Raw genomic sequence first — 25,023 nt, 5'->3', positions numbered from 1 at the left:
TTCTTTCAGTTGACTTCGAGTACAGGGGCGGGGGCGGGGCGCGCACGGCGGCTCCGCAGCCCGGACAGCACGTGCGAGAGGAAGAACAGGCTCACCGCGAGGGCCGCGACGGTCGCGCCGGCGGCAGTGCTCAGGTGCCAGGACAGAAGCAGCCCGCCGAACGTGGCGGTGGCGCCGAGCAGGGCGGCGAGTGCCATGACCCCGCGCACACTGCGGGCCCAGGGCAGAGCGGCCGCCGGCGGGGCGATGAGCAGTCCGAGGACGAGCAGCGTTCCCACGATGTGGAACGAGGCCACGATCGCCAGACCGAGCAGGCCGAGCAGCACGGCGTGGGCCAGGCGCGGCCGCAGACCCAGGGTATGGGCCTTGCGCTCGTCGAAAGCCAGGGCCAGGAAGGCGCGGTGGCCGAGGACCGACACCACCAGCGCCGCGAGCGACGCCGCCGCGAGCACGAGGAGGTCCTGCTGCCGGACGGCGAGGACGTCACCGAAGAGAAAGCCGGTCAGGTCGACCGCGAAGGACTGCGAGCGCGAGACGATGATCACGCCGAGCGAGAGCATGCCCACGAACAGCAGCCCGATGCCGGTGTCCTGGGACAGCCTCGGTGTACGGCCGAGCGCGGTGACACCGGCCGTCATGACGACGGCGCTGGCCACCGCCCCCACCATCAGATTTCCGCCGAGCAGCGCGGCCAGCGCGACGCCCGGCAGCAACCCGTGGGACATGGCGTCACCGAGGAAGGCCATTCCTCTCAGCACCACCCAGGTGCCCGCCGGCGCGCAGATCGTGGACACGAGTATCCCGCCCCACAGGGCTCGTTGTACGAAGGTCGCCTCGAAGGGGACCGTCAGCCATTCCATGGCGGAGACACTACAATGAAAATCATGTTCAATAAACCGGACCCCTCGCCCACCTCACCCCTGGAGCGGACTGCTCATCTCCACTTCTCCGAGTTGTGCGCCGGCTACCCAGGCCTCCCGGTGCTTCGTGAAATCAGCGCGCAGATACCGAAGTTGGCCTCGACAGTGCTCGTGGGACCGAACGGCAGCGGCAAGTCGACCCTGCTCGGCGTGCTCGCCGGTGTGATCCGTCCGACATCCGGTGATCTCCACCGCACCGGAGACCGGCCACCGGCGTTCGTCCCGCAACGCGGAGCCGTCGGTGACGCCCTGCCGCTCACCGTCCGGCAGACCGTGGAGATGGGGCGCTGGGGCGACCGCGGCCCGTGGCGCAGGTTGACCCGCCGGGACCACGCGACCGTGGATGCGGTGCTCGACCGGCTCACGATCCGGGACCTCGCCTCACGTCAGCTGGGCGAGCTGTCGGGTGGACAACGTCAACGCGCTCTCATCGCACAGGGATTGGCACAGGAGTCGGACCTTCTGCTCCTCGACGAGCCGACCACAGGGCTGGATCCGGAGGCGAGGGAGCGGATCGGGACCCTGCTGACGGAACTGGTCGCCGACGGGGTGACGGTCGTCCAGGCCACGCACGACCTGGAGGTCGCACGCACGGCGGACGCATGCCTCCTGCTTCAGGACGGCCGCATCGCCGGACAGGGGCATCCGGACCAGGTCCTCACCACATCGGCGCCGGCCCACGTCTGGCAACCAGTCGTTCTCGCACCCCCCACGACTGCCGGCTGATGACGTACCTCGTGACCGGCCGGCACCGCGCGACGGCGGACCTCCGGCGGCCGTGGTGGCTCCGGACGCGAACACCGGCAACGACCGCCGCGTATTTCTCAGTTCTCGACGGCCCGCCGTACGCGCCGGGACGGGCCGAACTCGTACAGGCCGAGGATGTCCGGCGGGTCGGCGAGGCCCGGTCCGCCGGCACGCACCCACACCACGAGGTCGCCCGTCGCGCCGGGGTCGTTACCTGGCCCAGCCGGACCGGCCGCCCGCCCGCGGCCCGGCCCGCCCGCGCCAAGACGGCTGTACGACGATGACGTCGGCCTGCTCGCACGCGCCGAGACCGTTCACCGCCCGGACCTGGGCGATCGCCCCCAGTTCGGCATCGAGCACGGCGAGTCGGGCGACGTGGTCGGTGCCGGATACCTTGACCGTGCCGCAGCAGCACCCCCCGCACACGGTCACCGTGCACCGGGGCGCCGCCTGTGCGGGAGCCTTGCGGCGGCTCACTCGGCGGCCCTCCTCCAGGCCGCTTCCCGCAGCAGCCGCAGTCCGTTGAGGCCGACGATGACGGTGGAGCCTTCGTGACCCGCGACGCCGAGCGGCAGCGGCAGATGGCCGGCCAGGTCCCAGATCACCAGGCCGGTGATGAAAACTCCGGCGATGACCAGATTCTGCACGACGAGCCTGCGGGCGCGCCGAGACAGGGCGATCACCGCGGGGACCGGGGCGAGTTCGTCGCGGACGATGACGGCGTCGGCGGTCTCCAAGGCGAGGTCGGAACCCGCCCGGCCCATCGCGACACCGGTGTGGGCAGCCGCCAGCGCCGGGGCGTCGTTGACGCCGTCGCCCACGACCATCACCTTGCGGCCGGAGTCCTCCAGCTCTCGCACCGCACCCACCTTGTGCTGGGGCAGCAGTCCGGCCCGGAAGTCCTCGATGCCGACCTCCGCGGCCAGGCGAGCGGCGGCGCGCGGATTGTCGCCGGTCAGCAGTACGGGGGCGGTTCCGGTGAGAGACGTCAGCGAGGTGACGGTGGCGGTGGCGTCGGGCCGCAGCCGGTCTCCGACACCGAGCACGCCCACCGGCGTACCGTCCACCGTGACCAGGACCGCGGTCCGTCCTCCGTCCTCCAGCTCACCGACAAGCACCGCCGCGAGGGCGGAGTCCGCGTCCGTCGCCCCACCGAGGAGCCGCGCCGGGGCGCCGACCGCGACCACGCGCCCGTCCACGGAGGCGGTCACCCCGACGCCGGGCGTGGAGTCGAAGTCCTCCGCCACCGGAAGGGCGAGTCCGCGTTCGTGTGCCGCGTCCACGACGGAACGGGCCAGCGGATGCTCGCTCGGGTGCTCCGCGGCGGCCGCAAGGACCAGCAACTCACCCTCGCCCAGCCGGGATGCGGCGAGCGGTCGGACGTCGGTGACCCGCGGTGTGCCCTCGGTCAGCGTGCCGGTCTTGTCGAGCGCCACCGCGTCGACCTGCCCCAGCCTCTCCATCACCACCGCCGACTTGACCAGTACCCCATGCCGTCCGGCATTCGCGATGGCGGACAGCAGGGGCGGCATCGTCGCCAGGACGACCGCGCACGGTGAGGCCACGATCATGAACGTCATCGCCCGGAGCAACGCATCGGTGAGGTCCGCACCGAAGGTCAGCGGGACGAGGAACACGGCCAGGGTGGCCGCCACCATGCCCAGTGAATAGCGCTGTTCGACCTTCTCGATGAACAACTGGGTCGGCGCCTTCGTCCCGGACGCCTCCTGCACCATCCGCACGATCCGGGCGACCACCGTGTCGGAGGCCTCACGGTCCACACGCACACGCAAGGCGCCGGTGCCGTTGAGGGTTCCCGCGAAGACCTCGTCGCCCTGCCCCTTGGCAAGGGGCAACGGCTCACCCGTGATGGTCGCCTGGTCGACGTCGCTCGCCCCGTCGAGCACCCGGCCGTCGGCACCGACGCGCTCGCCGGGCCGGACGAGGATGATGTCGCCGACGGACAGCGTCTCAACGGCGACGGTCGCCTCGCTGCCATCGGCGTCGACGCGGGTGGCCGTGGCCGGTGCGAGATCGAGCAGGCCACGCACCGCGTCGGCGGTGCGCGCCGTGGCCACCGCCTCTAGCGCTCCGGACGTGGCGAAGATGACGATGAGCAGCGCGCCGTCCATCACCTGCCCGATCGACGCCGCCCCAAGAGCGGCGACGACCATCAGCAGGTCGACATCGAGTGTCTTGTCCCGCAGAGCCCGCAGGCCCTCCCACCCCGGCTCCCAACCGCCCGCCACATATGTCACGGCGTACAGCGGCCCCCACGCCCACGCCGTGACACCGGCCAGCTGCAGCGGCAGTGCGAGCAGGAAGAAGACGGTGGCTGCGGCGGCCCAGCGCGCCTCAGGCAGGGCCAGGACGCGGGTACGGTGCCGGGGCGCGCCGCCTTCACCCGCAGACGTTGCCCGGGCAACCGGGGCTGGAGTGACGGAGGTCATCGGAGCGCAACTCCTTCACGACGGCATGACGGAACGGCGGCCAGCCGGAGCACCGGCACCGCGCCCTCCACCGTACAGGACTACATGAAGAGTGATTCATGTGTTCATGGGTCTCTGTCCGTAGAATGGCAGCCATGGGCCACGGAGCTGACGCCAGAACCACCGCCACCGCGCGCGAGCGCCTGGAGACCGTGGGCGCCGCCGACGTGGCTGCCACGCTCCAGGCCCTGGCCACTCCCTCCCGGCTGCGGATTCTGGCCCGCCTTCATGAAGGCCCGTGCGCGGCGACCGACCTCGCCGAGGCCGTCGACATGGAACAGTCCGCCTGCTCGCATCAGTTGCGTCTGCTGCGCAACCTCGGCCTGGTCACCGGCGAGCGTCGGGGCCGCTCGGTGATCTACGCGCTCCACGACAACCACGTCGCCGAACTTCTGGAGCAGGCCCTCCACCACGTCGAGCACCTGCGGCTCGGCCTGCGCGACACACCGGCCACCGCGGGCCGGGCTCGCTCTGCGACGGACGGGCGGCAGTCCATCAGCGCCACGGGGACCGCCTCCTCAGGACACAGGCCGGCGTAGTACCGGTCGACGAGGATTCCGACCGGCCGACGGACAGGAGCAGTTGAGGCGTCGGACACCTGACGACGGGTCCGGGACCGGTCCCGTATTCCGGAAGAGTGGGACTTCGGCAATGATCCACACGGATGAGACGCCTGGTGAGGATTGGATGGTCATGCTGGAGACTCCCCGTCTGATGCTGCGTCGCTGGCGCGAGGAAGACGTTGCGCCCATGGCTGCCGTCAACGCCGATCCCGAGGTCATGCGGTGGATCCGTGACGGCAGGGTCCTTGACGAACAGCGGACTCGCGCCAGGGTGGAGGAATGGGAGAGCGAGTGGGAGGCCCAGGGCTTCGGACTGTTCGCCGTGGAGCTCCGGTCCACTGGCGAGCTGGCCGGGTTCACCGGCCTTTCGGTGCCCGGCTTCCTGCCGGAGATACTGCCGGCGGTTGAGGTCGGCTGGCGACTGGGGCGTTCCCACTGGGGGCAGGGCTTGGCCACCGAGGCCGCTGCGGCCGCTGTACGGTTCGGCTTCGAAGAACGAGGGCTGGAACGGATCGTCAGCATCGCTCAGGTGGGCAATGACGCCTCCGAACGGATCATGACCAAGCTGGGGATGCGTCTGTTCCGTGAAACCGTGGCACCCACCGGCGGCCGGCGCGTACGAGTGTTCGAGATGTCGTCGGACCAATACGTCGCGGCCACTCGTTGATGGCGACAATGAGTACGGCCGCCTCGTGGCGGACCGCGCGTCTGCCGAACCTGGCGGCCGCGGCTCGATGCCTCGCAAGGTGATCGACGCCGCACTCGACCGTGTGCCGGTCCGTGTGGGCCTCCGGGTCAGATATACGCTCGCTGCCCCCGTGGACACGCGCGGAAGCGGAGAACTTCTGAACTGTCCACGCTCGCGACTCGTGCGGCGCACCGAAACGCGCGCCGTGCCCCTCAACGACACAGAATGGGCGCGGACCCAGGGTGCTGTGACGGGGAGCGTCCGGGCTCTCCTACCACGGCGTCACCTGCGAACTGACTGATCTCCTCGCCTCACGTCGATGCCGCGGCCCCGCAGCCCCGGCCGGACGGCGGGCGTCGGAATGACGCGCCGCGCTTCGGGTGGTGCATGGATGAACGGTGAAGAGATGGGCGATCACTCCCGGCCGGCAGCCGGGCCGATGCACAGGGGTTCCGGCGAGAGGCTCGCCCACTGGGTTGACGGCCGACTGGGTCACCGCCGCATCATCGGCTCCGCCCGACGTCTCGCCTTCCCCGACCACTGGTCGTTCATGCTCGGGGAAATCGCTCTCTACAGCTTCGTCGTCCTTCTGCTCACCGGCGTCTATCTGAGCTTGTACTTTCACCCGTCCTCCGACCTGGTGGTCTATCAGGGCAGCTACGTCCCCCTGCGGGGCCGGCTCGTGTCGGAGGCGTTCGACTCGACCCTGCACCTCTCCTTCGACGTGCGCGGCGGCCTGCTCATACGCCAGGCACACCACTGGGCCGCGTTGATCCTCGTCGCCGCAGTGTTCGTGCACATGCTGCGGGTCTTCTTCACCGGCGCGTTCCGCAAGCCGCGTGAGCTGAACTGGGTCGCGGGATTCCTGCTGCTCGTGCTGGCCATGTTCGCCGGTCTGACCGGCTACGACCTGCCCGACGACCTGTTGTCGGGGACCGGGCTACAGGTCGTGAACGGCACGCTCCTCTCGATTCCCTTGGTCGGCACGTACCTTTCGTTCTTCCTCTTCGGCGGTGAGTTCCCCGGCGACGACCTGATCGCGCGCTTCAACACCGTTCACATCCTGGTCATCCCCGGGCTGATGGTCGCCCTGATCGTCGCGCATCTCATCCTGGCCGTACGCCACCGGCACACCCAGTATCCGGGGCCGGGCCGTACCAACTCGAACCTCGTCGGTATGCCGCTGCGGGTGTACGCGGTCAAGGCGAGCGCATACTTCTTCCTCGTCTCCGGTGTGATCTTCTTCCTGGCCGCCGTCGCGCAGATCAACCCGATCTGGAGCTACGGCCCCTTCCGGCCCGACCACGTGTCCGCCGGGTCGCAGCCCGACTGGTACATGGGTGTCGCCGACGGCTTCCTGCGCGTGATGCCCGGCTGGGAGATCGACTTCTGGGGTCACACCCTGGCCTTGGACAACTTCCTCCCCCTGCTGGTCGGAGTGCTGCTCTTCCTCGCCATGGGCGCCTATCCCTTCCTGGAGGCCTGGGTCACGGGCGACGACCGCGACCAGCATCTCCTGGACCGCCCACGTAACCGCCCGGTGCGCACCGCCCTGGGAGCGGCCTGGCTCAGCGTCTACACGGTGGCCCTGTTCGGGGCGGCCAACGACGTGATCGCCACCCACTTGCACGTCTCCGTGAACGCCGTCACCTGGACCGTGCGCGTCGCGCTGTTCGTCGCACCGCCGGCGGTCTTCGTGGTCACCAAACGGTGGGCGCTGGGGCTGCAGCGCCGCGACCGGGACAAGGTCCTGCACGGTCGCGAGAGCGGCGTCATCAAGCGCCTCGGGAACGGCGAGTACGTCGAGGTTCACGAGCCGCTCAGCCAGGCGCGTCTCCATGCCCTGACGGCGCACGAGCAGTACCACCCCTTGCCTGCCGCGCCCGTACAGAACGCCGACGGTCGCGCGACCGGCCTCGCCCAGCGCCTGCGCGTCAAACTCAGCCGCGGCTTCTACGGACCGGGCACACAGGTTCCCAAGCCGACAGTGGACGAGTACAAGGAGGTCACCCGTCGGCATGGAGTCTGAGCCGCGATACGGGAAGGATGGATCGTGGCGGGATCGGCCTCCGGCACGCACGGTGCGGCACCGGAGCGACGCCGAGGGCCGCGCCTGTTGGCCGTCGGCGTGGGCCCAGGACCTCGATGCGCGCCTCGCGCCGTCCGGTGCGCCTCCAGGCGAGTAGGTCCACGGCCACCGGGCACCCGTGGTCGCACTCGCACCCCTGCCCCGCAGGATCAGTCGCTCAGGGCGTTGAACAGCATGTTCAGCCCCTCCGCCATGGTGGGATGGGCGATGATCGAGTCCCTGAGCAGCGTGTACGGGGCGCCCGTGAGCATGGCGGTCTGCACGACGGTCATCACCTCCGACGCGTCCGGGCCGAGCAGGGCCACGCCCAGGATCCGGTCGCTGTCCCGGTCGACGACGGCCTTCCAGACGCCCCGGGTGTCCCGCAGCGTGCGAGCGCGTGGAACGGCGGCCACCGGCATGCGCGCGACGCGCACGTCGTGGCCGGCTGCCCGGGCCTCGGTCTCGGTCATGCCGACCCGGGCCAGTTCGGGGGTGGTGAAGACGTTCCAGGGCACCAGCCGTCCTGTGGTCCGCCGGTCGGCGCCGGCGATGTTCGCCTTGACGATGCGGTAGTCGTCGAGCGAGACGTGCGTGAACTGAGGGCTGCCCGCGACGTCGCCCACCGCCCACGTGCGCGGCGCCGATGTCGCCAGCCGGTCGTCGACCTTCACGAAGCCGCGAGCGTCCGTGCGTACACCTGCCGCGTCGAGGTCGAGTTCCCTGGTCACCGGCTCCCGGCCGACGGCCACCAGCACGTCCGTGCCGGTCACCTCCGTCCCGTCGCTCAGCCGTACGGTCATGCCGGACGGGCCGCGCGACACCTCGGTGAGGGTGACGCGCGTGTGCAGTCGTACGCCGGCGTCCGCGAGGAACCCTGCCACCGCCTCGGAGACGTCCGGGTCCTCCCGGGGCAGCACCCGCTCGCCGCGGTGCAGTATCGTGACCCGGCTGCCGAAAGCGGCGAACATGTGGGCGAACTCCAGTCCCACGTAACCGCCGCCGATCACGACAAGGTGTTCGGGGATGCGGTCCAGGTGCAGGAGCGTCTCACTGGTGAGGGGCCCGGCCTCGGCGATCCCGGGGATGTCCGGCATCGCGGGTGTCGTGCCGGTGTTGATCACCACGTCCTTGCCCCGCAGGACTCGGGTGCCTCCGTCGTTCAGTTCGACCCGCACGGTGCGTTCGCCGGTGAAGCGGGCGGTTCCCAGGACGAAGTCCATACCGCTGTCGAGGAACTGCCGGTGGTTGAGGTCCACCATGCCTGCCACCACGCCGTCCTTGTGCTCACGCAGGAGTGTCAGGTCGGCCACGGGTTTGCCGGCGCGGACACCGACCTGTTCCGCCCGGCTCAGACTGTCGAGGAGCCTGGCGCTGGTCACCAGGGTCTTGGTGGGGATGCATGCCACGTTGATGCACGTACCGCCGATCATGCCGCGCTCCACCATGGCCACCCGCCCGCCGCTGCGGGCCATGTCCATGGCGAGCGTCTTGCCGCCCTTGCCGCCTCCGACGACGAGGAGGTCCACGTCTTCCACGCCGGTGTCTTCCTGTGCCATGTCGCTCCTCCACCACGAACTCCGTACCTCCCCAGCCTCGGCCGCCCACCCGTCGGCCGCATCCGCTGGACACTCGCCACGTCGAGGCATCGCTCCGGGAAGCGTCCTTCCGCTGACCGGCTCGCCTCGGAGGCGGGCGTCGGCGGTCGGGCCTGATCGGTGGTCAGGCGGGGTCGGACCGTGCTCGACTCCTTCGTGTCCGCCCGGGCGGCTGCCGCGATGTGTACGGGAGCGCCGGCCGGGATCGTGCGCCCGGCGTCGCGGTACTGCCGTGTCCGCCGGAATGGCCGGGGACCTACGTCACCGCGACGCCGCCGGCTCCGGCTGGACACCTGTCGTGGCGGGAGACACGTCGAGACCGGGCGATCGGAAGCCTGAGCACGTCAGGCCGGCGCCTCCGAACGACCCGGCTGCCGCGCACCCCGCCGCGATGCCGTCGGCAGGGCGAGGACCATGGTCAGGCCACCACCGGGTGTGTCCTCGGCGTGCAGGCTGCCGCCGATGGCCTCGGCGAAGCCACGTGCGACCGCGAGGCCGAGGCCGACGCCGTTGCCGCGAGGCGTGTCGCCGTAGCGTTGGAAGGGCTCGAAGATGCGGGGTTTCGCTTCGTCCGGGACACCAGGGCCGCGGTCGACGACCCGGACCTCCACCCGGTCGGCCATGGCGCTGGCGGCGACCAGCACGCGCTCCCCCGGCGGGGCGTACTTCACGGCGTTCTCGACGACATTGGCGACCGAGCGTTCCAGCAGGCCGCGGTCGACGTCCACCATGGGCAGGGATTCGGGGATGTCCAGGTCCACGCTGTCCTCGGGAACGCCGCCGAGCGCCATCGGGATGACCTCGTCCAGGTCGGTCTCCCGGATGATCGGGGTGACGGTGCCGGTCTGGAGGCGGGACATGTCGAGCAGGTTGCCGACCAGGTGGTCGAGGCGGTCGGCGCCTTCCTCGATGGCCTCCAGCAGCTCCGCCTCGTCCGCCTCGGACCATGCGACGTCGTCGGAGCGCAGTGAGGTGACGGCGGCCTTGATGCCGGCCAGGGGGGTGCGCAGGTCATGGCTGACGGCGGCGAGGAGGGCGGTGCGGATCCGGTTGCCCTCGGCGAGTTGCTTGGCCCGGTCGGCCTCCTGCCGCAGGCGCCGGCGGTCCACGGTCACCGCCGCCTGGGCGGCGAAGGCGGCCAGCACCCGACGGTCCTCGGCCGGCAGGACGCGGCCGGACAGGGCGAGGGCCATGTGGTCGCCGACCGGCACGTCGACGTCCGCCTCGTCGGGTGTGGCGCAGGGGCGTAGGCCCGCGTAGCCGGCACAGGTCCAGGGCGCCACGTCGCTCTCCCGCTCCAGCAGCGCCACCGATTCCATGCCGAAGGTCTCGCGGACCCGTTGCAGCAGTTCGTCGAGACTCGTCTCGCCGCGCAGGACGCTGCCCGCGAGGAAGGAGAGGATCTCCGACTCGGCGCGCAGCCGGGCGGCCTGGTGGGTGCGGCGTGCCGCGAGGTCCACCACGGACGCCACGGACACGGCCACCCCGACGAAGACCAGAATGGCGAGGATGTTCTTCGGGTCGGCGACGGTCAGGGTGCGCACGGGCGGGGTGAAGTACCAGTTGAGCAGCAGTGAACCGGCCATCGCGGAGGCGAGCGCCGGCCAGAGCCCGCCCAGCAGGGCTGCCGCCACCGTCAGCGTCAGGAGCAGCAGCATGTCGTTGGCCAGGCCGGCGTCGGGTACGGCGCCGGTGAGGAGAAGGGTGAGCAGGACGGGGCCGAGTACGCCGACCAGCCACGCACTGAGCACCCGGGGTCGCCCGAGGTGTGCCCGGCGCGCCACCGGCAGTCCGCGGCCCTTGCCCATCTCGTCGTGCGTGACGAGGTGGACGTCGAGGTCGGGACCGGATTCACGGGCGACGGTGGCGCCGACGCCCGGCCCGAGGACGTACTGCCAGCTCCTGCGCCGGGAGGCACCGAGGACGATCTGGGTGGCGTTCACTCCGCGGGCGAAGTCGAGGAGGGCGGCCGGTATGTCGTCTCCGACGACGTGGTGGAAGGTGCCGCCGAGGTCCTCGACCAGGGTGCGCTGGAGGGCCAGCTCGCTCGGGGAGGCGGCGGTGAGTCCGTCGCTGCGGGATATGTAGACGGCCATGACCTGGCCGCCCGCTCCCTTCTCGGCCAGCCGGACGGCGCGCCGGATCAGGGTGCGTCCCTCCGGACCGCCGGTCAGACCGACCACGATCCGTTCGCGGGAGCCCCAGATGGCCGAGACATGGTGCTCGCTGCGGTATTCGGTCAGGTAGGCGTCGACCCGGTCGGCCACCCACAGGAGGGCGAGTTCACGCAACGCGGTGAGGTTGCCGGGACGGAAGTAGTTGGACAGGGCCGCGTCGACCTTGCCCGGCGTGTAGATGTTGCCGTGCGCCATGCGGCGGCGCAGCGCCTGCGGCGACATGTCGACCAGCTCTATCTGGTCGGCACGCCGGACGACCTCGTCGGGGACGGTCTCGCGCTGCCGCACCCCGGTGATCGACTCGACCACGTCGCCCAGCGACTCGAGGTGCTGGATGTTGACGGTCGACACCACGTCGATGCCGGCGGCGAGCAGTTCCTCGACGTCCTGCCAGCGCTTGGCGTTGCGGGAGCCCGGCACGTTGGTGTGGGCCAGCTCGTCGACCAGGGCCACCCTCGGCGCGCGGCGCAGGACGGCGTCCACGTCCATCTCGGTGAACGTGGCGCCCCGGTACCCGAGCTCCCTGCGGGGCACCTGTTCGAGGCCGTGGAGCATCACCTCGGTGCGCGGCCGATGGTGGTGCTCCACGAAAGCGACCACGCAGTCGGTACCGCGTTCGATGCGGCGGTGCGCCTCCGACAGCATCGCGTAGGTCTTGCCGACGCCGGGTGCCGCGCCGAGGTAGATCCGGAGCTTGCCGCGTGCCATGTCGTCCCTCGGTCATGCTTCGAAGCGATAGCCCATGCCGGGCTCGGTGATCAGATAGCGGGGGTGGGAAGGGTCCTTCTCCAGTTTGCGACGCAACTGGGCCATGTAGACACGCAGGTAGTTGGTCCTGTCGTGCCGTGAGATGCCCCAGACCTCGTGGAGGAGGTGCTGCTGGGTGACGAGCCGGCGCGGATGGGTGACCAGGATCTCCAGCAGATGCCACTCGGTCGGGGTGAGCCGCACGTCCCGCTCGCCCCTCACGACCTTCTTGGCGAGCAGGTCGATGACGAAGTCGGCCGTCTCGACCAGCGAGGTCTCCTGGGCGAGTGGGAGGTCCTCCGCGCGCCGGACGGCGGCCCGCAGCCGGGCCAGCAGCTCGTCCATGCCGAACGGCTTGGTGACGTAGTCGTCCGCGCCGGCATCCAGGGCCGACACCTTCTCACCGGACGACTGCCGGGCGGACAGGACCAGAATCGGTGCCCGGGTCCAGCCCCGCAGTCCTCTGATGACGTCGACGCCGTCCATGTCGGGCAGGCCCAGGTCGAGCAGGACGACGTCGGGCGGACGCGCGGAGGCGAGCCGCAGGGCCGTGGCCCCGTCGGGTGCGGTGTCCACGTCGTAGTGACGCGCCTGCAGGTTGATCACCAGGGCCCGCGCGAGCTGCGGGTCGTCCTCCACCACGAGCATCCGGGTCATGGATGTGCGCTCTCCTGTCGTACGTCGGGCCGTGCGTGCCGGCGGGAAGGCCGGCACGCACGGCGCTGTCGGAGCCGGCGGAGGCGGGGTGTTCCGCGCCGCCGGCTCCGCCGAGCCCTCAGCTCTTGGCAAGGAGTGCCTTGAGGGCGGTGTTGAGCTCCAGGACGTTCACGCGGGGCTCGCCCATGAAGCCGAGGGTGCGGCCCTCGGTGTGCTCGTCGACGAGCGACTGGACCTCGGCGACGGGCAGGCCGTTCCTCTCGGCGATCCTGTGGACCTGGAGGTGCGCGTACTGCGGGGAGATGTCCGGGTCCAGTCCGGAGCCTGAGGAGGTGACCGCGTCGGCGGGCACCTCGGACGGCTCGACCGTGTGGCCGGCGGTGGAGTTGACCTTCACGACGGCGGCCTTGGCGTCCTTCACCCATTGGATGAGCTCTTCGTTGTCGCCGGACCGGTTCGTGGCGCCGGACAGGACGAGCTTGTACTGGGTGTTGACGCTGTTGGTGCCCAGGCCGTTCTGCGGGCGGCCCTGGAACCATGTGAGGTCGGGCGCCGGGGTCTCCTCACCCTTGCCCAGCGGCAGGTTGTAGGGCTGCCCTATGAGGGACGAGCCGACGACCTTGCCGTCCGCCGTGATGTCGGAGCCGTTCGCCTTGCCGTTGAACAGCCCTTGTGCGATGCCGGTGATCACCAGCGGGTAGAGGACACCGGTCACCAGGGTCAGCACGAGCAGGGCCCGCAGGCCCGCCCCGAGCAACCGTGCGGTGTTCGTCAGGGAGTTGGTCATGGCGATCAGCCGATTCCGGGGATGAGGGAGACGAGCAGGTCAATGATCTTGATGCCGACGAACGGCGCGATCAGGCCGCCGAGGCCGTAGACGGCGAGGTTGCGGCGCAGCAGTGTGTCGGCGCTGCCCGGCCGGTACCGCACGCCCCTGAGGGCCAGCGGGACCAGCGCGATAATGACGAGGGCGTTGAAGATCACCGCGGACAGGATCGCCGAGTCCGGCGAGGACAGGCCCATGATGTTGAGCTTGTCCAGGCCCGGGTGGACGGCCGCGAACAGTGCCGGAATGATCGCGAAGTACTTCGCGACGTCGTTGGCGACGGAGAACGTCGTCAGCGCACCGCGCGTGATCAGCAGCTGCTTGCCGATCTCCACGATGTCGATGAGTTTGGTCGGGTCGGAGTCGAGGTCGACCATGTTGCCGGCCTCCTTGGCGGCCGACGTACCGGTGTTCATCGCGACGCCGACGTCCGCCTGGGCGAGGGCCGGCGCGTCGTTCGTACCGTCACCGGTCATCGCGACCAGCTTGCCGCCCGCCTGCTCCCGCTTGATCAGTGCCATCTTGTCCTCGGGGGTCGCCTCCGCGAGGAAGTCGTCGACGCCCGCCTCCTCGGCGATCGCCCTGGCCGTCAGCGGGTTGTCGCCGGTGATCATGACGGTCCTTATGCCCATGCGGCGCAGCTCCTGGAACCGCTCCCGCATGCCGTGCTTGACGACGTCCTTGAGGTGGACGACACCCAGGACCCGGACGCCGTCGGTGTCCTCGACGGCGACCAGCAGCGGGGTGCCGCCGGCTTCCGAGATGCGGCCGGCGACGGTGGCGGCGTCCTCGGTGACCTGGCCGCCGCGTTCCTCGACCCAGGCGATGACCGCACCGGCCGCGCCCTTGCGGATGCTGCGGCCGTCGAGGTCCACACCCGACATGCGGGTCTGCGCGCTGAACTCGGTCCACCGGGCGCCCGCCAGCTCGCCCTGGTGCCGCTCGCGCAGCCCGTACCTCTCCTTGGCGAGCACGACGACCGAGCGGCCCTCGGGCGTCCCGTCGGCCAGCGACGACAGCTGCGCGGCGTCGGCGACCTCGGCCTCGGTCGTCCCGCGCACCGGCACGAACTCGGACGCCTGCCGGTTGCCGAGGGTGATGGTGCCGGTCTTGTCGAGCAGCAGCGTGGAGACGTCACCGGCCGCCTCGACCGCACGTCCCGACATCGCCAGTACGTTGCGCTGCACCAGACGATCCATGCCCGCGATGCCGATCGCGGAGAGCAGCGCTCCGATCGTGGTCGGGATCAGACAGACCAGCAGGGCCACCAGCACGACCATGCTCAGTGCGGAGCCCGCGTAGTCGGCGAACGGCGGCAGGGTCGCCACCGCGAGCAGGAAGGCGACCGTCAGCGACGCGAGCAGGATGTTCAGCGCGATCTCGTTGGGCGTCTTCTGCCGGGCCGCCCCCTCCACCAGGCCGATCATCCGGTCGATGAAGGTCTCCCCCGGCTTCGTCGTGATCCTGACGACGATCCGGTCGGACAGCACCTTCGTGCCTCCGGTGACGGCGCTGCGGTCACCGCCGGACTCACGGATGACGGGCGCCGACTCACCGGTGATCGCCGACTCGTCGACGCTCGCGACCCCCTCGACGACGTCGCCGTCGCCGGGGATCACGTCTCCCGTCTCGCAGACGACCAGGTCGCCGATCCTCAGACGGGTACCCGGCACGCGCTCCTCCGGCCTGCCGTCCCCGCCGAGTCGCCGCGCCACGGTGTCGGTCCTGGCCTTGCGCAGGGTGTCGGCCTGCGCCTTGCCGCGGCCCTCGGCGACCGCCTCCGCCAGATTCGCGAAGATGACGGTCAGCCACAGCCAGGCGCTGATCGTCCAGCCGAACCAGTCGCCCGGGTCGGTGAAGGAGAAGACCGTCGTCAGGACGGAGCCCACGAGGACCACGAACATCACGGGGGACTTGACCATCACCCGCGGATCGAGCTTGCGGAACGCGTCCGGCAGCGACTTCACCAGCTGCCCCGGGTCGAACAGGCCCGCGCCGGTGCGGCCTTCAGGGTGGTGACCCGTCGGCGCGCCACGGTGGGGCGCCACGGTGGAAGTGGACATGGAGTCCTCTGATTTCTGAGTGCGGACGGTCATCACGCCAGCCCTTCGGCGAGCGGACCCAGCGCGAGAGCGGGGAAGTACGTGAGGCCGGTGATGATCAGGACGGCGCCCACCAGCAGCCCGGTGAACAGCGGCTTCCCGGTACGCAGCGTGCCCGCGGTGACCGGCACCGGCGTCTGCCGGGCCAGCGAGCCGGCCAGCGCGAGGACGAAGATCATCGGCACGAATCGGCCGAGCAGCATCGCGATGCCGAGGGTGGTGTTGAACCACTGGGTGTCCGCGTTCAGGCCGGCGAAGGCCGAACCGTTGTTGTTGGAGGCCGACGTGTAGGCGTACAGGATCTCGGAGAATCCGTGCGCGCCGCTGTTGGTCATCGAGTGGCCGGGGGTGGGCAGGGCCATGGCCGCGGCGGTGAGGACCAGCACGAGTGCCGGGGTGACCAGGATGTACAGGGCCGCCTGCTTGATCTCGCGGGTGCCGATCTTCTTGCCCAGGTATTCGGGGGTGCGGCCGACCATCAGGCCGGCGATGAACACCGCGATGACCGCCATGACCAGCATGCCGTAGAGGCCGGAGCCCACACCGCCGGGCGCGATCTCGCCCAGCATCATGCCGAGCAGGGTGATGCCGCCCCCCAGGCCGGTGAAGGAGGAGTGGAAGGAGTCCACCGCGCCGGTGGACGTGAGCGTGGTCGACACCGCGAAGAGGGACGATCCACCGATCCCGAACCGGACCTCCTTGCCCTCCATCGCCCCGTTCGCCAGCTCGAACGCGGGGCCGTGGTGGGAGAACTCGGCCCACATCATCAGCGAGACGAAGCCCAGCCAGATCGTGCCCATCGCGGCGAGGATCGCGTATCCCTGCTTCACCGAGCCCACCATGACGCCGAAGGTGCGGGTCAGGGCGAACGGGATGACCAGGATCAGGAAGATCTCGAACAGGTTGGAGAACGGGGTGGGGTTCTCGAAGGGGTGGGCGGAGTTGGCGTTGAAGTAGCCACCGCCGTTGGTGCCGAGTTCCTTGATGGCTTCCTGCGAGGCGACCGCGCCTCCGTTCCACTCCTGCGAGCCGCCCGTGAACTGGCCGACCTCGTGGATGCCGGAGAAGTTCTGGATGACGCCGCAGGCGACCAGCACGATCGCGGCGACGAACGCCAGCGGCACCAGGATGCGCACGACACCACGCACCAGGTCGGCCCAGAAGTTGCCCAGCTCACCGGAGCGCGACCGTGCGAAGCCGCGCACCAGTGCCACCGCGACGGCCATGCCGACGGCCGCGGAGACGAAGTTCTGCACGGCCAGACCGGCGGTCTGCACGACGTGGCCCATGGCCTGCTCGCCGTAGTACGACTGCCAGTTCGTGTTCGTCACGAACGACACGGCCGTGTTGAACGCCTGGTCGGGATCGATCGAGGCGAAACCGAGCGAGCCGGGCAGAACACCCTGGAGCCGCTGGAGGGCGTAGAGGAGGAGGACGCCGGCCAGGGAGAAGACGAGGACACCGCGCAGATACGCGGGCCAGCGCATCTCTGTGTCCGGGTCGGCACCGATGCCCTTGTAGATCCACCTCTCGACGCGCAGGTGCCGCTGGGAGGAGTAGACCCTGGCCATATAGGTGCCGAGGGGGATGTAGACGAGCGCCAGAGCGCCCGTCAAGGCGAGCAGTTGAAGCACGCCGGCGGTTACGGGACCCATGCTGTGGCTCAGAACCTCTCCGGGAAGAGCAGAGCGAATACGAGATAGCCCAGCAGGGTGACGGCCACGACCAGGCCGACGACGTTCTCGGCGGTCACAGCTTCGTCACCCCCTTGGCGATGAAGGCCACCAGCGCGAATCCCGCGAGCGCGGTGACGACGAAGGCCAGATCGGCCATCGCGCACTCCTGAAGTCGGTCGAACGGAACGGACAACAAGAGGAAAACGCCTCCGCGGTCGGATCGCGGCAGGCGTTGACGGCTCCCTGACGGCATCGCGGGGCATCTTGACGGAACGCATACGCCACCCGCCCCTACCCGTGAGTAACGGACCGATGTGCAGGTGAGACGCCTCACAGCAGCCGAAACCGGCAGACCGGTGCGTCCGGCTCCCGGACGCTCCACGGCCAGCGGACCGGTTGGCGTCTGGCGAAAACGGGGTGCAGGGGTGGGTGGAGGTGCGATCACCGCACTCCTCGTGGGCCACAAGGACCGTTGTCAGAGGCGATGGGCAAAATCGCCGCCATGAACGCCACTCCTGTCACTCCGCCACGGCCGGTCGATGTTGTCGCGGTCTTTCCCCAACCGGCCCCGTTGGCCCGCACGGCGACCCGTCTGCACCCCCGCCCCGGGACGCCGACGTGGCACGACAGCTCGATCGGCGGGCCGATGCTGTGGCCTGCCGAGGAGTCATGGCCGCACTGCGAGGAACCGCATGTGGTGGACGGCATCAACCCAGCCCTGTCCCCGGCGGATCTGCGAGTGGAGCGGCGGATCTTCGCCGCATCGCACGGCCGGGACCTGACTCCGGAGGAACGGGAGACTCTCGAGCGGATCCGGCCCCCTCGGACCTGTCCTCTGAGGCCGGCGGTCCAGTCGTACGACGGCCCCCTGGCGATGCTTCCCGTGGCGCAGCTGTACGCACGGGACGTGCCCGATCTGAGCCCGCCGGAGGGCAAGGACCTTCTGCAGGTTCTGTGGTGCCCCTTCGATCATCCGATCATGCCAAGGACCCTGCTCTTCTGGCGTTCGGCAGCCGCCGTCACCGACATCCTCGACACGCCCCCCGAACCGTCCGTAGTGCAGTTCGACGGGTATCTGCCGGAGCCGTGCGTGCTCGAACCGGAGCAGATCACCGAGTACCCCGACCACCTGGAGCTGAGCGAGGAACTGCGGGAGCAGCTCAAGCGCTGGAAGGTGCCGCAGGCGGCGGAGGAAGACATGGACCCGGACACGTACTACGACTGCGTGCTGTCCAACGCACCCGGCTGGAAGGTCGGCGGCTGGCCCGCCTGGAACTCCACCGACCCCAGCCAGCGGTCCTGCTCCGAGTGCGGCACCGGCATGGAGGTCCTGATGACCGTCGCCACGTTCGAGGAAGGGGACGACGCCGGGAACAGCTGGTCTCCGCACCCCCACCCAGGTGCCGGACCGTACCCCGGCCACCGCGGCTACAACGCGACCGGGGTCCAGATTGGCAGCGGCTACCGGCAGCACCTGTTCGTCTGCCCGGCGGAGCCCGAGCATCCGCACATCGAGTTGATGACGTGACCCGTCCGCGGCGTGCAGCCAGGGCGTCACGGAGCGGGCATGCCGTGACGCCGGGCGGCCAGAAGACTCCCGGTACCGGACAGAGGACCCATGGGTTGCCGAACCCGGCGTTTCGACGCTCATGACCGGGCCGCGTCACCTGCCGCCGCGCGGCGGCGTCACGTTCGGCCGCACCCTGCCGGACCCCGGTCGCCGACCGAGCCGGCGGGGCCGGCGGGGCCGGCCACCGGACGGTTCGTCTGGTGTTCCGCGGTTCGGACGGACAGCCTTCGGTCGCTGGTGGCAGGCGCTTTCAGGGGCGGGCGGTTGTCGACGGACGGCGTGGCGGCCGCCGGGCGCGTCGGGACCTGACCGGATCGGACGTCCCGTTGGAGGGCGGGCAGCGTCAGCTGCCACCAGTCGGAGAGACGGCCGGTGAGCGCGTGGGAGCCTTCCAGCGCCTCCGTGAGGGTGCAGAACCCGTAGAAGGCCCGGACCAGGGTGCGGGCGGTGGCGGCCGGGCGGACACCGGCCGGCAGGGACCCCTCGGCCCGGGCCTGGGCGAGCAGGCGTGTGGCCGCGGCCGTCCAGAGAACGAAGGGGTCGGGAAGATCCACGTTGATGGTGTGGCGCTCGGCCCAGAGGCGGGCACCCGCGCGGGTCAGGGAGTCCTCGGCGAGGGCGCGGGCGATCTCGTAGCTCAGTGCGACGAGGCGCTCCAGGGGTGGCACGCTCGGGTCGTCGTACCGGGGTACGAGGCTCGGCCAGGTCGCGAAGCCGTCCCGGACGACCGCCTGGGCGATGCCTTCCTTGCTGGCGTAATGGAAGTACACGGATCCGCTGGTCCGTCCCGACCGGGCGCTTATGTCGTTGACGCTCGTGCCGGCGTAGCCCTGCTGGGCGAAGAGGCAGGCGGCTGCCTCCAGGAGTGATCTGCGGGTTGCTCTGGCCCGTTCCTGCAAGATCTCGCGCACCTCGTTCGGCTCCGTAGTGAACGGCCCACAATGTAGTGCGCCCGCGTACGCCTGGAGCAATGAACTGGCAGTCTCACGCAGCGATTGCGGTATTTCTTTCGAATCTGAACACCAAAGAGTGGATATTGCCTTCCGGGGTGCCGCTCCTGGTTCGCTCATTCTCTTTTCCGTCGCATACCGGGGCGTGGTCTCTCGCCGCCCGCATATGCCGCAACTCGCTTTGCCCGCAGCGGGGATGACGCTGCACCAACAGCGTGTGAGTGGCGGGCCGAGGCACGCACTTACACCCTGATCGCCTGCGGGGCGAGTACTCGAAACGGTGATTGCGCCGTTTTTCGCGAGTTAAATATCGTAGCCGTTGCAATGTTTTCTCTTTGCGGCTGATGCCCCGAAATACGAGTCGTCCTGGCCGGTGAGTTCCCGAAGCGCATCGGCCCTCGTCGCGCCCGTCGTCGCGTGGCCTCCGCCGCCTCACCCGCGTAGTCGCGCGCTCCCGCGACTCGTGTGCCCACTCCCGCCCTCTCGCCCAGGAGGCCACCATGACGCCACCCCTTCGAACCCTGTCGAACTGGTCACCTGAGGCCGTTGTCTTCGACTGCGACGGCACGCTGATGGACACGGAACGGCATTGGCAGGACGCGCGGAACCGCGCTTTCCGTGAGTTCGGTCTCCTGCCTCCGCCGGGCTTCGCCGAACGCGCCAAAGGCGTGCACTACGTCGATTGCGGCCGCCTGATGGCCGAGGAGACCAACAAACCCGAGCTGGCGGCGGACCTGACCACGGCGCTCCTCGCACACTTCATGTCTCTCGTGGCGGAGGACCCCCTCACCATGCCGGGTGCAAGTGAGATGGTGCGCCTCCTGTCCGGGCGGCTGCCGCTGGCCGTGGCCAGCAACTGCCCGCTCGAAGTGGTGGAGGAGAGCCTCGGCCGCGCCGGGCTGCGCCGCCACTTCCACCACATCGTCGTGCCCGGGGTGCCGCCGGGGGATCGCGTCGAGGGCGATTCCGGGAAGGACGCCGAGCGACCGCAGGCGGTACGGCCCAAGCCATGGCCGGACGTGTACACCACGGCGGCACGTCTGTGCGGAGCCCGGCCGGAAACCGCCCTGGCCGTCGAGGACTCCCTCACGGGCATCGAGTCGGCGTGGCGTGCCGGTCTGCGGATCCTCGGCGTGGGACCGCTGCCTGACGACGGGAACACCGGGCATGCAGATGCCTGGGTGCCGGCCCTGGACCGTCCGGAGGTACTCGGGTGGGTGCGGAACTGGCGGCCTGCCTCGTTACCGGGCGCCGAGAGGGATCACGACCGTCACCGCCCGCTCTGACCGACCGACTCGGGGTTCGTCTTCGGCCGGGCACCAGGTGTCCGGGGTCCCACTCCGCCGCCCGGTTGCCGGGGCGACCTGGACACCGAGGCCACCGCTCCCGGACCGGTTCCCGTGGGTGCCTACCGGTCGGCGGGAGTGATGCGCTTGCCTGTGACGCGCGTGGGCCGGATCGCCACCCAGACATCCCGCTTACCGCCCGCCCACGGATCCGTGTGGGCGCGCCGGGTGAGCTCACGCACGGTGTCGGGTTCGGTGACGACGCTCGCGGGACCGACGGCGAGGACGCTCCATCCACGGCTCATCGCTTCGTCGACGTGGTCGACCTCGAAGGCGACCTCGGTGCCGGCCGCGGCCGCCGGCACGGAGCCGGGCTTGGTGCGGAAGACGATCTCGTCGTCCACGACCTCGTAGTTGACCGGGACGACCGCGGGATGTCCGCCGGACGCCGTCACGGCGATACGCCCGACGCCGTGCGTGGACAGCAGCCGCCGGCATTCCTCCGGGCCGAGGTCACGCAACTGCGGACGCAGCAGCGCATGTCCCTGACCGGGTGGCAGATCGACACCCGCTCCGCGCAGTGCCGTGACGGTGGTGCCCAGTGCGGCGGCCAGCGTCAGGAGGGTCGCCATGCTCGGGTCGGCCGACTGTTCCTCCAGGTACGCCAGGTACTGCGGCGAGATGCGAGCTCGGCGCGCCGTCTCCTCCCGGCTCAGCCCCTGCCTGCGGCGTTCGAGGGCCAGGCGCCGGCCGATGTCGCCTGGATTCAGTTCCTCCGGCACCGGGCCGGTCGCGGCAGGAGGGAAGGGCACGTCGGCGGCGTCGGCATGTCCGTGCTCGGTGTCGAGGTGCTGGATGTGCGCGTCGGGGCCTGGGAACACGAGCGTGATGTCGTCCGTGTCCGACCAGCGCACGTCGTAGGGAGGCGTTCCGTCGTCATGGCGCAGTCCGACGATCTCGCCGTCGCGCCTGACGACGCCGGTCGCCGGGCTCTCCACGACGAGCCGGTCGCCAAGGTGAGCTCGCATGACCGCCGCCCTCTCCTCGGAATGCCGCTGTATCCAACGTGCCACGGTCGGCACCCCGCCGCACGGCATGACCGGACCGGACGGTGCCCGGCCGTCCGCGCGCCCATCCGTAGGGCCGTCGCCGCCTGCCCCGCTCACCGAACCGCGGACGACCGGACGCGTGCGCGATCCCCCGCAGGCCCTCGGCACGGCACCGGACATCCCTGGCACCGTCCCCGGCGCTGCGGTGTCATGGAAAGAGCACGTCGGGGCGCCCCGCACGCCGGTGCGTGCGGGACGGCGCGGCGGGCTGTCGAGGGCGGGGAGGCGGCGGGTGCCCTCCGGCTCGGGGAGATCCCCCTTCACACTGCCGGTACGGGTGTATCCCCCTCGGCGGAGACGGTCGGACGAGCCGGGGACGGGCAGCCGGGGACGGAAGGTGTGACACCTGGTCCCTTCGGCCTCGCCCCGGTGTATGACCGGACGGCACCGCGGGTACCCGGTCCACCCGAGTTTCGTACCGACGGAACACTCCCACCGAGGAGATGACCCGGATGCTCATACTCGGACTGCTCCTCGTCGGAGCCGTAGGGGCCTTCACCGGCCTGGTGATCGCCGGCAACCTCTCCGGTGGCCCCCAGTACACCGTGTCCGTACTCGGCCAGGACATCGCGACCATGAACACGCTGGCCGTCTTCTGCGCAGGGCTGACCCTCGGCCTCCTCTTCTGCCTGGGCCTGGCCGCGGTGGCGAGCTCCGTGGTTCGTCGCCGCCACGGCCGCCCTCGCACATACCCGGCCCACTCCCGTCGGCCGCCCGAGTGAGCGGCACCGGAGAAGATCTGGGACAGCGGTGACCCGGCCTTGATTCGGCGTGCCTAGTCGGCCCGGCCCCGGGAAAGGCGGGCGTCCACGGCGACGACCCCGTCGACGCCCTGACACAGGCCCACGATCACCGGGACGAGACGCGCCTGCGGCACCTGTCCCCGAAGGGTGACGACACCGTCTCGGGCTTCGACGGTGACGCTGCCCTCGTCCAGGCCGAGCATGCGCCCCAGGATGTCCTGCTCCACCTGACCGCGGATCTCGGCGTCCGGGCGGATGAAGACGTCGAGCAGGTCGCTGCGGGTGACGATGCCGGTGAGGAGCCCGTCGGCGTCGACCACCGGCAGCTGCTTCACGTGCCGCCTGCGCAGTTCCCGTGCGGCCCGGGGGATCGTCCAGTCGGCGCGGGCGGTGAAGACGGGGCTGCTCATGAGTTCGCCCGCGGTCTGTGCCCGGGCCTTGCTCCAGACGTGCTCGCCGGTCCCGCCCCGCCCCTGCGGATCAGGCGTGCCGGTCTCGTGCCGCAGCACGTCGGACGCGGACACGACGCCGACGAGATCGCCGGCGTCGTCGACGACCGGTGCCGCGACGATGTCGTTCGCGTCCAGCAGGGCGGCTGCCTCGTGGAGCGGTGTGGTGGGGCGAAGGGTGACGACCTCCTCGGTCATCACGTCTCCGACCGTGTGGCGGTGCAGCATGACGTCAGTCTCCTCGTCCGCATCACGACGAGCGGCTGTGGCCGGACCGCCCGCGCGGACCACGTGCGATGCGTCGACCCGTACCCGCCGTCTCCCCCACCCATGACAACACCGCGCCGCTCAGGCGACCAGTGAGGTTCGGCCCGGCGGGGCGGCCGGACGGTCCTGAGGCCAGGGACGCGACATCGTGCGCAGCCGAACGGCCAGATGGTGGTCGTCGGTGTGGACGGTCGGCGTCGAGTCTGACAGCGGTGGAGGCGCCGACGCGGGAGACCCGACCGCGCGAGGCCCTGTCCCGGCCCGCTGAGCGGGCCGGGACAGGGCCCAGTGGCCCGGTTCCGGGCCGGTCGGCCCTGGCCGGGGTGATCGCGTGCCGGGAGGGTGGAACCGACGCGCCGCACTTCCGCGGCCTGTCCCAGAGGGAGAGTCCAGTGAGTGATCCGGTCATCGTAGGGGCGGACGGTTCGGCGTCCAGCCTCACCGCTGTCGATGTCGCGGCCCGCGAGGCACACCTACGGGGCACATCGCTGCGCATCGTCCACGCCATCGGCAGCCCGTCCGCACACCTGCCGCCCGGCGCGGCGCCATGGAGCCCGGCCGATCACGGCCTGGAGGCGATGGTGCACGGGCTACCGGCCCGGGCCGAAGAGCGGGCGCACGCGGTCGCGCCGGGCCTCGAGATCACTCGCTCGGTGGTGACCGGTGACGCGATCGAGGTCCTGGAGATCGAGTCCCGATCAGCGGCGCTGACCGTGGTCGGCAGTCGCGGCCTGACGGGCTTCTCCGGGCTGCTGCTCGGCTCGACGGCCGTGCATCTGGCCGCGCACGGCCACGGCCCGCTCATGGTGGTACGCGGCCGTCCGGACCCGGCCGGCCCCGTGCTGTGCGCCGTGGACGGGTCCCCTGCCGGGGAGCGGGCGGTGGACTTCGCGTTCGCCGAGGCCGCGCTGCGCGGTGCCCCGCTGGTGGCGCTGCACGTGTGGAACTCCTGGAGCGCACGCGCCTGCGAGGGACCCGGCGATCCGCCGGCCGCGGTGGTGGCGGACGCCGACCGGCTGCGGGAGGCCGAACAGCGGCTTCTCGACCGGGCCGTCGCCGGCGGGCAGGCGAGCTACCCGCAGGTCACCGTCGAACGGCGCCTGGTGCGGTCGCGGATCCGCACCGCGCTGATCGACGCCAGCCGGGAGGCCCAAGTGGTGGTGGCCGGAGCCCGGGGCAACGGCGGCTTCACCGGCCTGCTCGTGGGATCGGTCAGCCAGGCGCTGCTGCACCACGCCCACTGCCCCGTCACCGTCGTCCGCGGCCAGGGGTGACCCTGCTGATCGGCACTGAGGGCAGTAACACTTCAGCGAAGGGGATTTTCCTTCGCCCGGCTGGGGTTCACACCTTCGATACGATACCCAACGGGGTATATCGAAGGAGTGTGGGTT

19 protein-coding genes and 2 pseudogenes are annotated in these 25,023 nt (G+C 70.5%); 8 read left to right on the top strand and 13 right to left on the bottom strand.

Annotation, left to right across the window (positions count from 1 at the left end; genetic code table 11):
* Positions 1–5 precede the first annotated feature (5 nt).
* Positions 6–860, bottom strand: coding sequence for a zinc ABC transporter permease AztB (gene aztB, locus F3L20_RS18615; protein WP_150155337.1), 855 nt, complete (start codon positions 858–860; stop codon positions 6–8).
* A 15-nt stretch (positions 861–875) separates the two neighbouring features.
* Between aztB and aztA the strand changes: the two genes are divergently transcribed.
* Entirely contained in the window at positions 876–1,646 is a 771-nt protein-coding gene (gene aztA / locus F3L20_RS18610) for a zinc ABC transporter ATP-binding protein AztA (RefSeq protein ID WP_150155336.1), read from the top strand.
* Between the two features lie 98 nt (positions 1,647–1,744).
* On the opposite strand, the pseudogene F3L20_RS18605 reads toward aztA, so the two are convergent.
* Together F3L20_RS18605 and F3L20_RS18600 are read right to left on the bottom strand one after the other, a co-directional pair.
* A pseudogene (locus F3L20_RS18605) lies at positions 1,745–2,162 on the bottom strand ((2Fe-2S) ferredoxin domain-containing protein).
* The gene (locus tag F3L20_RS18600; RefSeq protein WP_150155335.1) at positions 2,141–4,117 is read right to left on the bottom strand and encodes a heavy metal translocating P-type ATPase; all 1,977 of its coding nucleotides are present in this window, start codon (positions 4,115–4,117) and stop codon (positions 2,141–2,143) included. The pseudogene F3L20_RS18605 and the gene F3L20_RS18600 overlap by 22 nt, the downstream one beginning before the upstream one ends.
* Positions 4,118–4,251: 134 nt before the next feature.
* Here F3L20_RS18600 and F3L20_RS18595 point away from each other — a divergent pair, with 134 nt between their 5' ends.
* From F3L20_RS18595 to qcrB, 3 genes are all read left to right on the top strand, one after another.
* Complete coding sequence (locus F3L20_RS18595) at positions 4,252–4,695, top strand: ArsR/SmtB family transcription factor (RefSeq protein ID WP_150155334.1); 444 nt, start codon at positions 4,252–4,254, stop codon at positions 4,693–4,695.
* A 154-nt stretch (positions 4,696–4,849) separates the two neighbouring features.
* Positions 4,850–5,386, top strand: a complete 537-nt coding sequence (locus tag F3L20_RS18590; protein ID WP_276615853.1) for a GNAT family N-acetyltransferase — start codon at positions 4,850–4,852, stop codon at positions 5,384–5,386.
* A 427-nt stretch (positions 5,387–5,813) separates the two neighbouring features.
* A complete protein-coding gene (qcrB, locus tag F3L20_RS18585) occupies positions 5,814–7,436 on the top strand; it encodes a cytochrome bc1 complex cytochrome b subunit (protein ID WP_167534551.1) in 1,623 nt (540 codons plus the stop codon).
* Positions 7,437–7,645: 209 nt separating this feature from the next.
* Here the strand turns inward: qcrB and F3L20_RS18580 are convergent, their stop codons facing one another.
* The 7 genes from F3L20_RS18580 to kdpF all read right to left on the bottom strand — a co-directional run bounded on the left by F3L20_RS18580 (position 7,646) and on the right by kdpF (position 17,335).
* On the bottom strand, positions 7,646–9,034 hold the full coding sequence (locus F3L20_RS18580) for a dihydrolipoyl dehydrogenase family protein (RefSeq protein WP_150155332.1): 1,389 nt from the start codon (positions 9,032–9,034) through the stop codon (positions 7,646–7,648).
* A gap of 383 nt (positions 9,035–9,417) precedes the next feature.
* On the bottom strand, positions 9,418–11,958 hold the full coding sequence (locus F3L20_RS18575; protein ID WP_150155331.1) for a sensor histidine kinase: 2,541 nt from the start codon (positions 11,956–11,958) through the stop codon (positions 9,418–9,420).
* Between the two features lie 12 nt (positions 11,959–11,970).
* On the bottom strand, positions 11,971–12,654 hold the full coding sequence (locus tag F3L20_RS18570; RefSeq protein ID WP_150155330.1) for a response regulator: 684 nt from the start codon (positions 12,652–12,654) through the stop codon (positions 11,971–11,973).
* A gap of 118 nt (positions 12,655–12,772) precedes the next feature.
* On the bottom strand, positions 12,773–13,441 hold the full coding sequence (locus tag F3L20_RS18565; RefSeq protein WP_150155329.1) for a potassium-transporting ATPase subunit C: 669 nt from the start codon (positions 13,439–13,441) through the stop codon (positions 12,773–12,775).
* Between the two features lie 5 nt (positions 13,442–13,446).
* Complete coding sequence (gene kdpB, locus F3L20_RS18560) at positions 13,447–15,576, bottom strand: potassium-transporting ATPase subunit KdpB (protein ID WP_206338796.1); 2,130 nt, start codon at positions 15,574–15,576, stop codon at positions 13,447–13,449.
* The gene (gene kdpA, locus F3L20_RS18555; RefSeq protein ID WP_150155327.1) at positions 15,576–17,237 is read right to left on the bottom strand and encodes a potassium-transporting ATPase subunit KdpA; all 1,662 of its coding nucleotides are present in this window, start codon (positions 17,235–17,237) and stop codon (positions 15,576–15,578) included. Before kdpA ends, kdpB begins: the two co-directional genes overlap by 1 nt.
* A gap of 8 nt (positions 17,238–17,245) precedes the next feature.
* Complete coding sequence (gene kdpF, locus F3L20_RS18550; protein ID WP_033274247.1) at positions 17,246–17,335, bottom strand: K(+)-transporting ATPase subunit F; 90 nt, start codon at positions 17,333–17,335, stop codon at positions 17,246–17,248.
* Between the two features lie 902 nt (positions 17,336–18,237).
* On the opposite strand from kdpF, the gene F3L20_RS35445 reads away from it, so the two are divergent.
* The gene (locus F3L20_RS35445) at positions 18,238–18,786 is read left to right on the top strand and encodes a hypothetical protein (RefSeq protein ID WP_346768023.1); all 549 of its coding nucleotides are present in this window, start codon (positions 18,238–18,240) and stop codon (positions 18,784–18,786) included.
* A gap of 365 nt (positions 18,787–19,151) precedes the next feature.
* Here F3L20_RS35445 and F3L20_RS18535 read toward each other — a convergent pair.
* A pseudogene (locus F3L20_RS18535) lies at positions 19,152–19,739 on the bottom strand (ScbR family autoregulator-binding transcription factor); the annotation flags it as partial.
* Between the two features lie 539 nt (positions 19,740–20,278).
* Here F3L20_RS18535 and F3L20_RS18530 point away from each other — a divergent pair.
* Positions 20,279–21,064: an HAD family hydrolase gene (locus F3L20_RS18530; protein WP_150155324.1), complete on the top strand. Its 786-nt coding sequence runs from the start codon at positions 20,279–20,281 to the stop codon at positions 21,062–21,064.
* A 122-nt stretch (positions 21,065–21,186) separates the two neighbouring features.
* Here the strand turns inward: F3L20_RS18530 and F3L20_RS18525 are convergent, their stop codons facing one another.
* Complete coding sequence (locus F3L20_RS18525; protein WP_150155323.1) at positions 21,187–22,092, bottom strand: pyridoxamine 5'-phosphate oxidase family protein; 906 nt, start codon at positions 22,090–22,092, stop codon at positions 21,187–21,189.
* Between the two features lie 533 nt (positions 22,093–22,625).
* Between F3L20_RS18525 and F3L20_RS18520 the strand changes: the two genes are divergently transcribed.
* Positions 22,626–22,895, top strand: a complete 270-nt coding sequence (locus F3L20_RS18520; RefSeq protein WP_150155322.1) for a hypothetical protein — start codon at positions 22,626–22,628, stop codon at positions 22,893–22,895.
* Between the two features lie 53 nt (positions 22,896–22,948).
* On the opposite strand, the gene F3L20_RS18515 is transcribed toward F3L20_RS18520, so the two are convergent.
* The gene (locus F3L20_RS18515; protein ID WP_150155321.1) at positions 22,949–23,593 is read right to left on the bottom strand and encodes a CBS domain-containing protein; all 645 of its coding nucleotides are present in this window, start codon (positions 23,591–23,593) and stop codon (positions 22,949–22,951) included.
* A gap of 431 nt (positions 23,594–24,024) precedes the next feature.
* Between F3L20_RS18515 and F3L20_RS18510 the strand changes: the two genes are divergently transcribed.
* Positions 24,025–24,906, top strand: a complete 882-nt coding sequence (locus F3L20_RS18510) for a universal stress protein (RefSeq protein WP_240810688.1) — start codon at positions 24,025–24,027, stop codon at positions 24,904–24,906.
* The last annotated feature ends 117 nt before the right edge of the window (positions 24,907–25,023 follow it).

Origin of the sequence: Streptomyces tendae (assembly GCF_008632955.1) — a bacterium.
GTDB lineage: Bacteria > Actinomycetota > Actinomycetes > Streptomycetales > Streptomycetaceae > Streptomyces.
The sequence above is the reverse complement of the archived record's forward strand: the minus strand, read 5'-3'. Positions and strand labels throughout refer to the sequence as shown.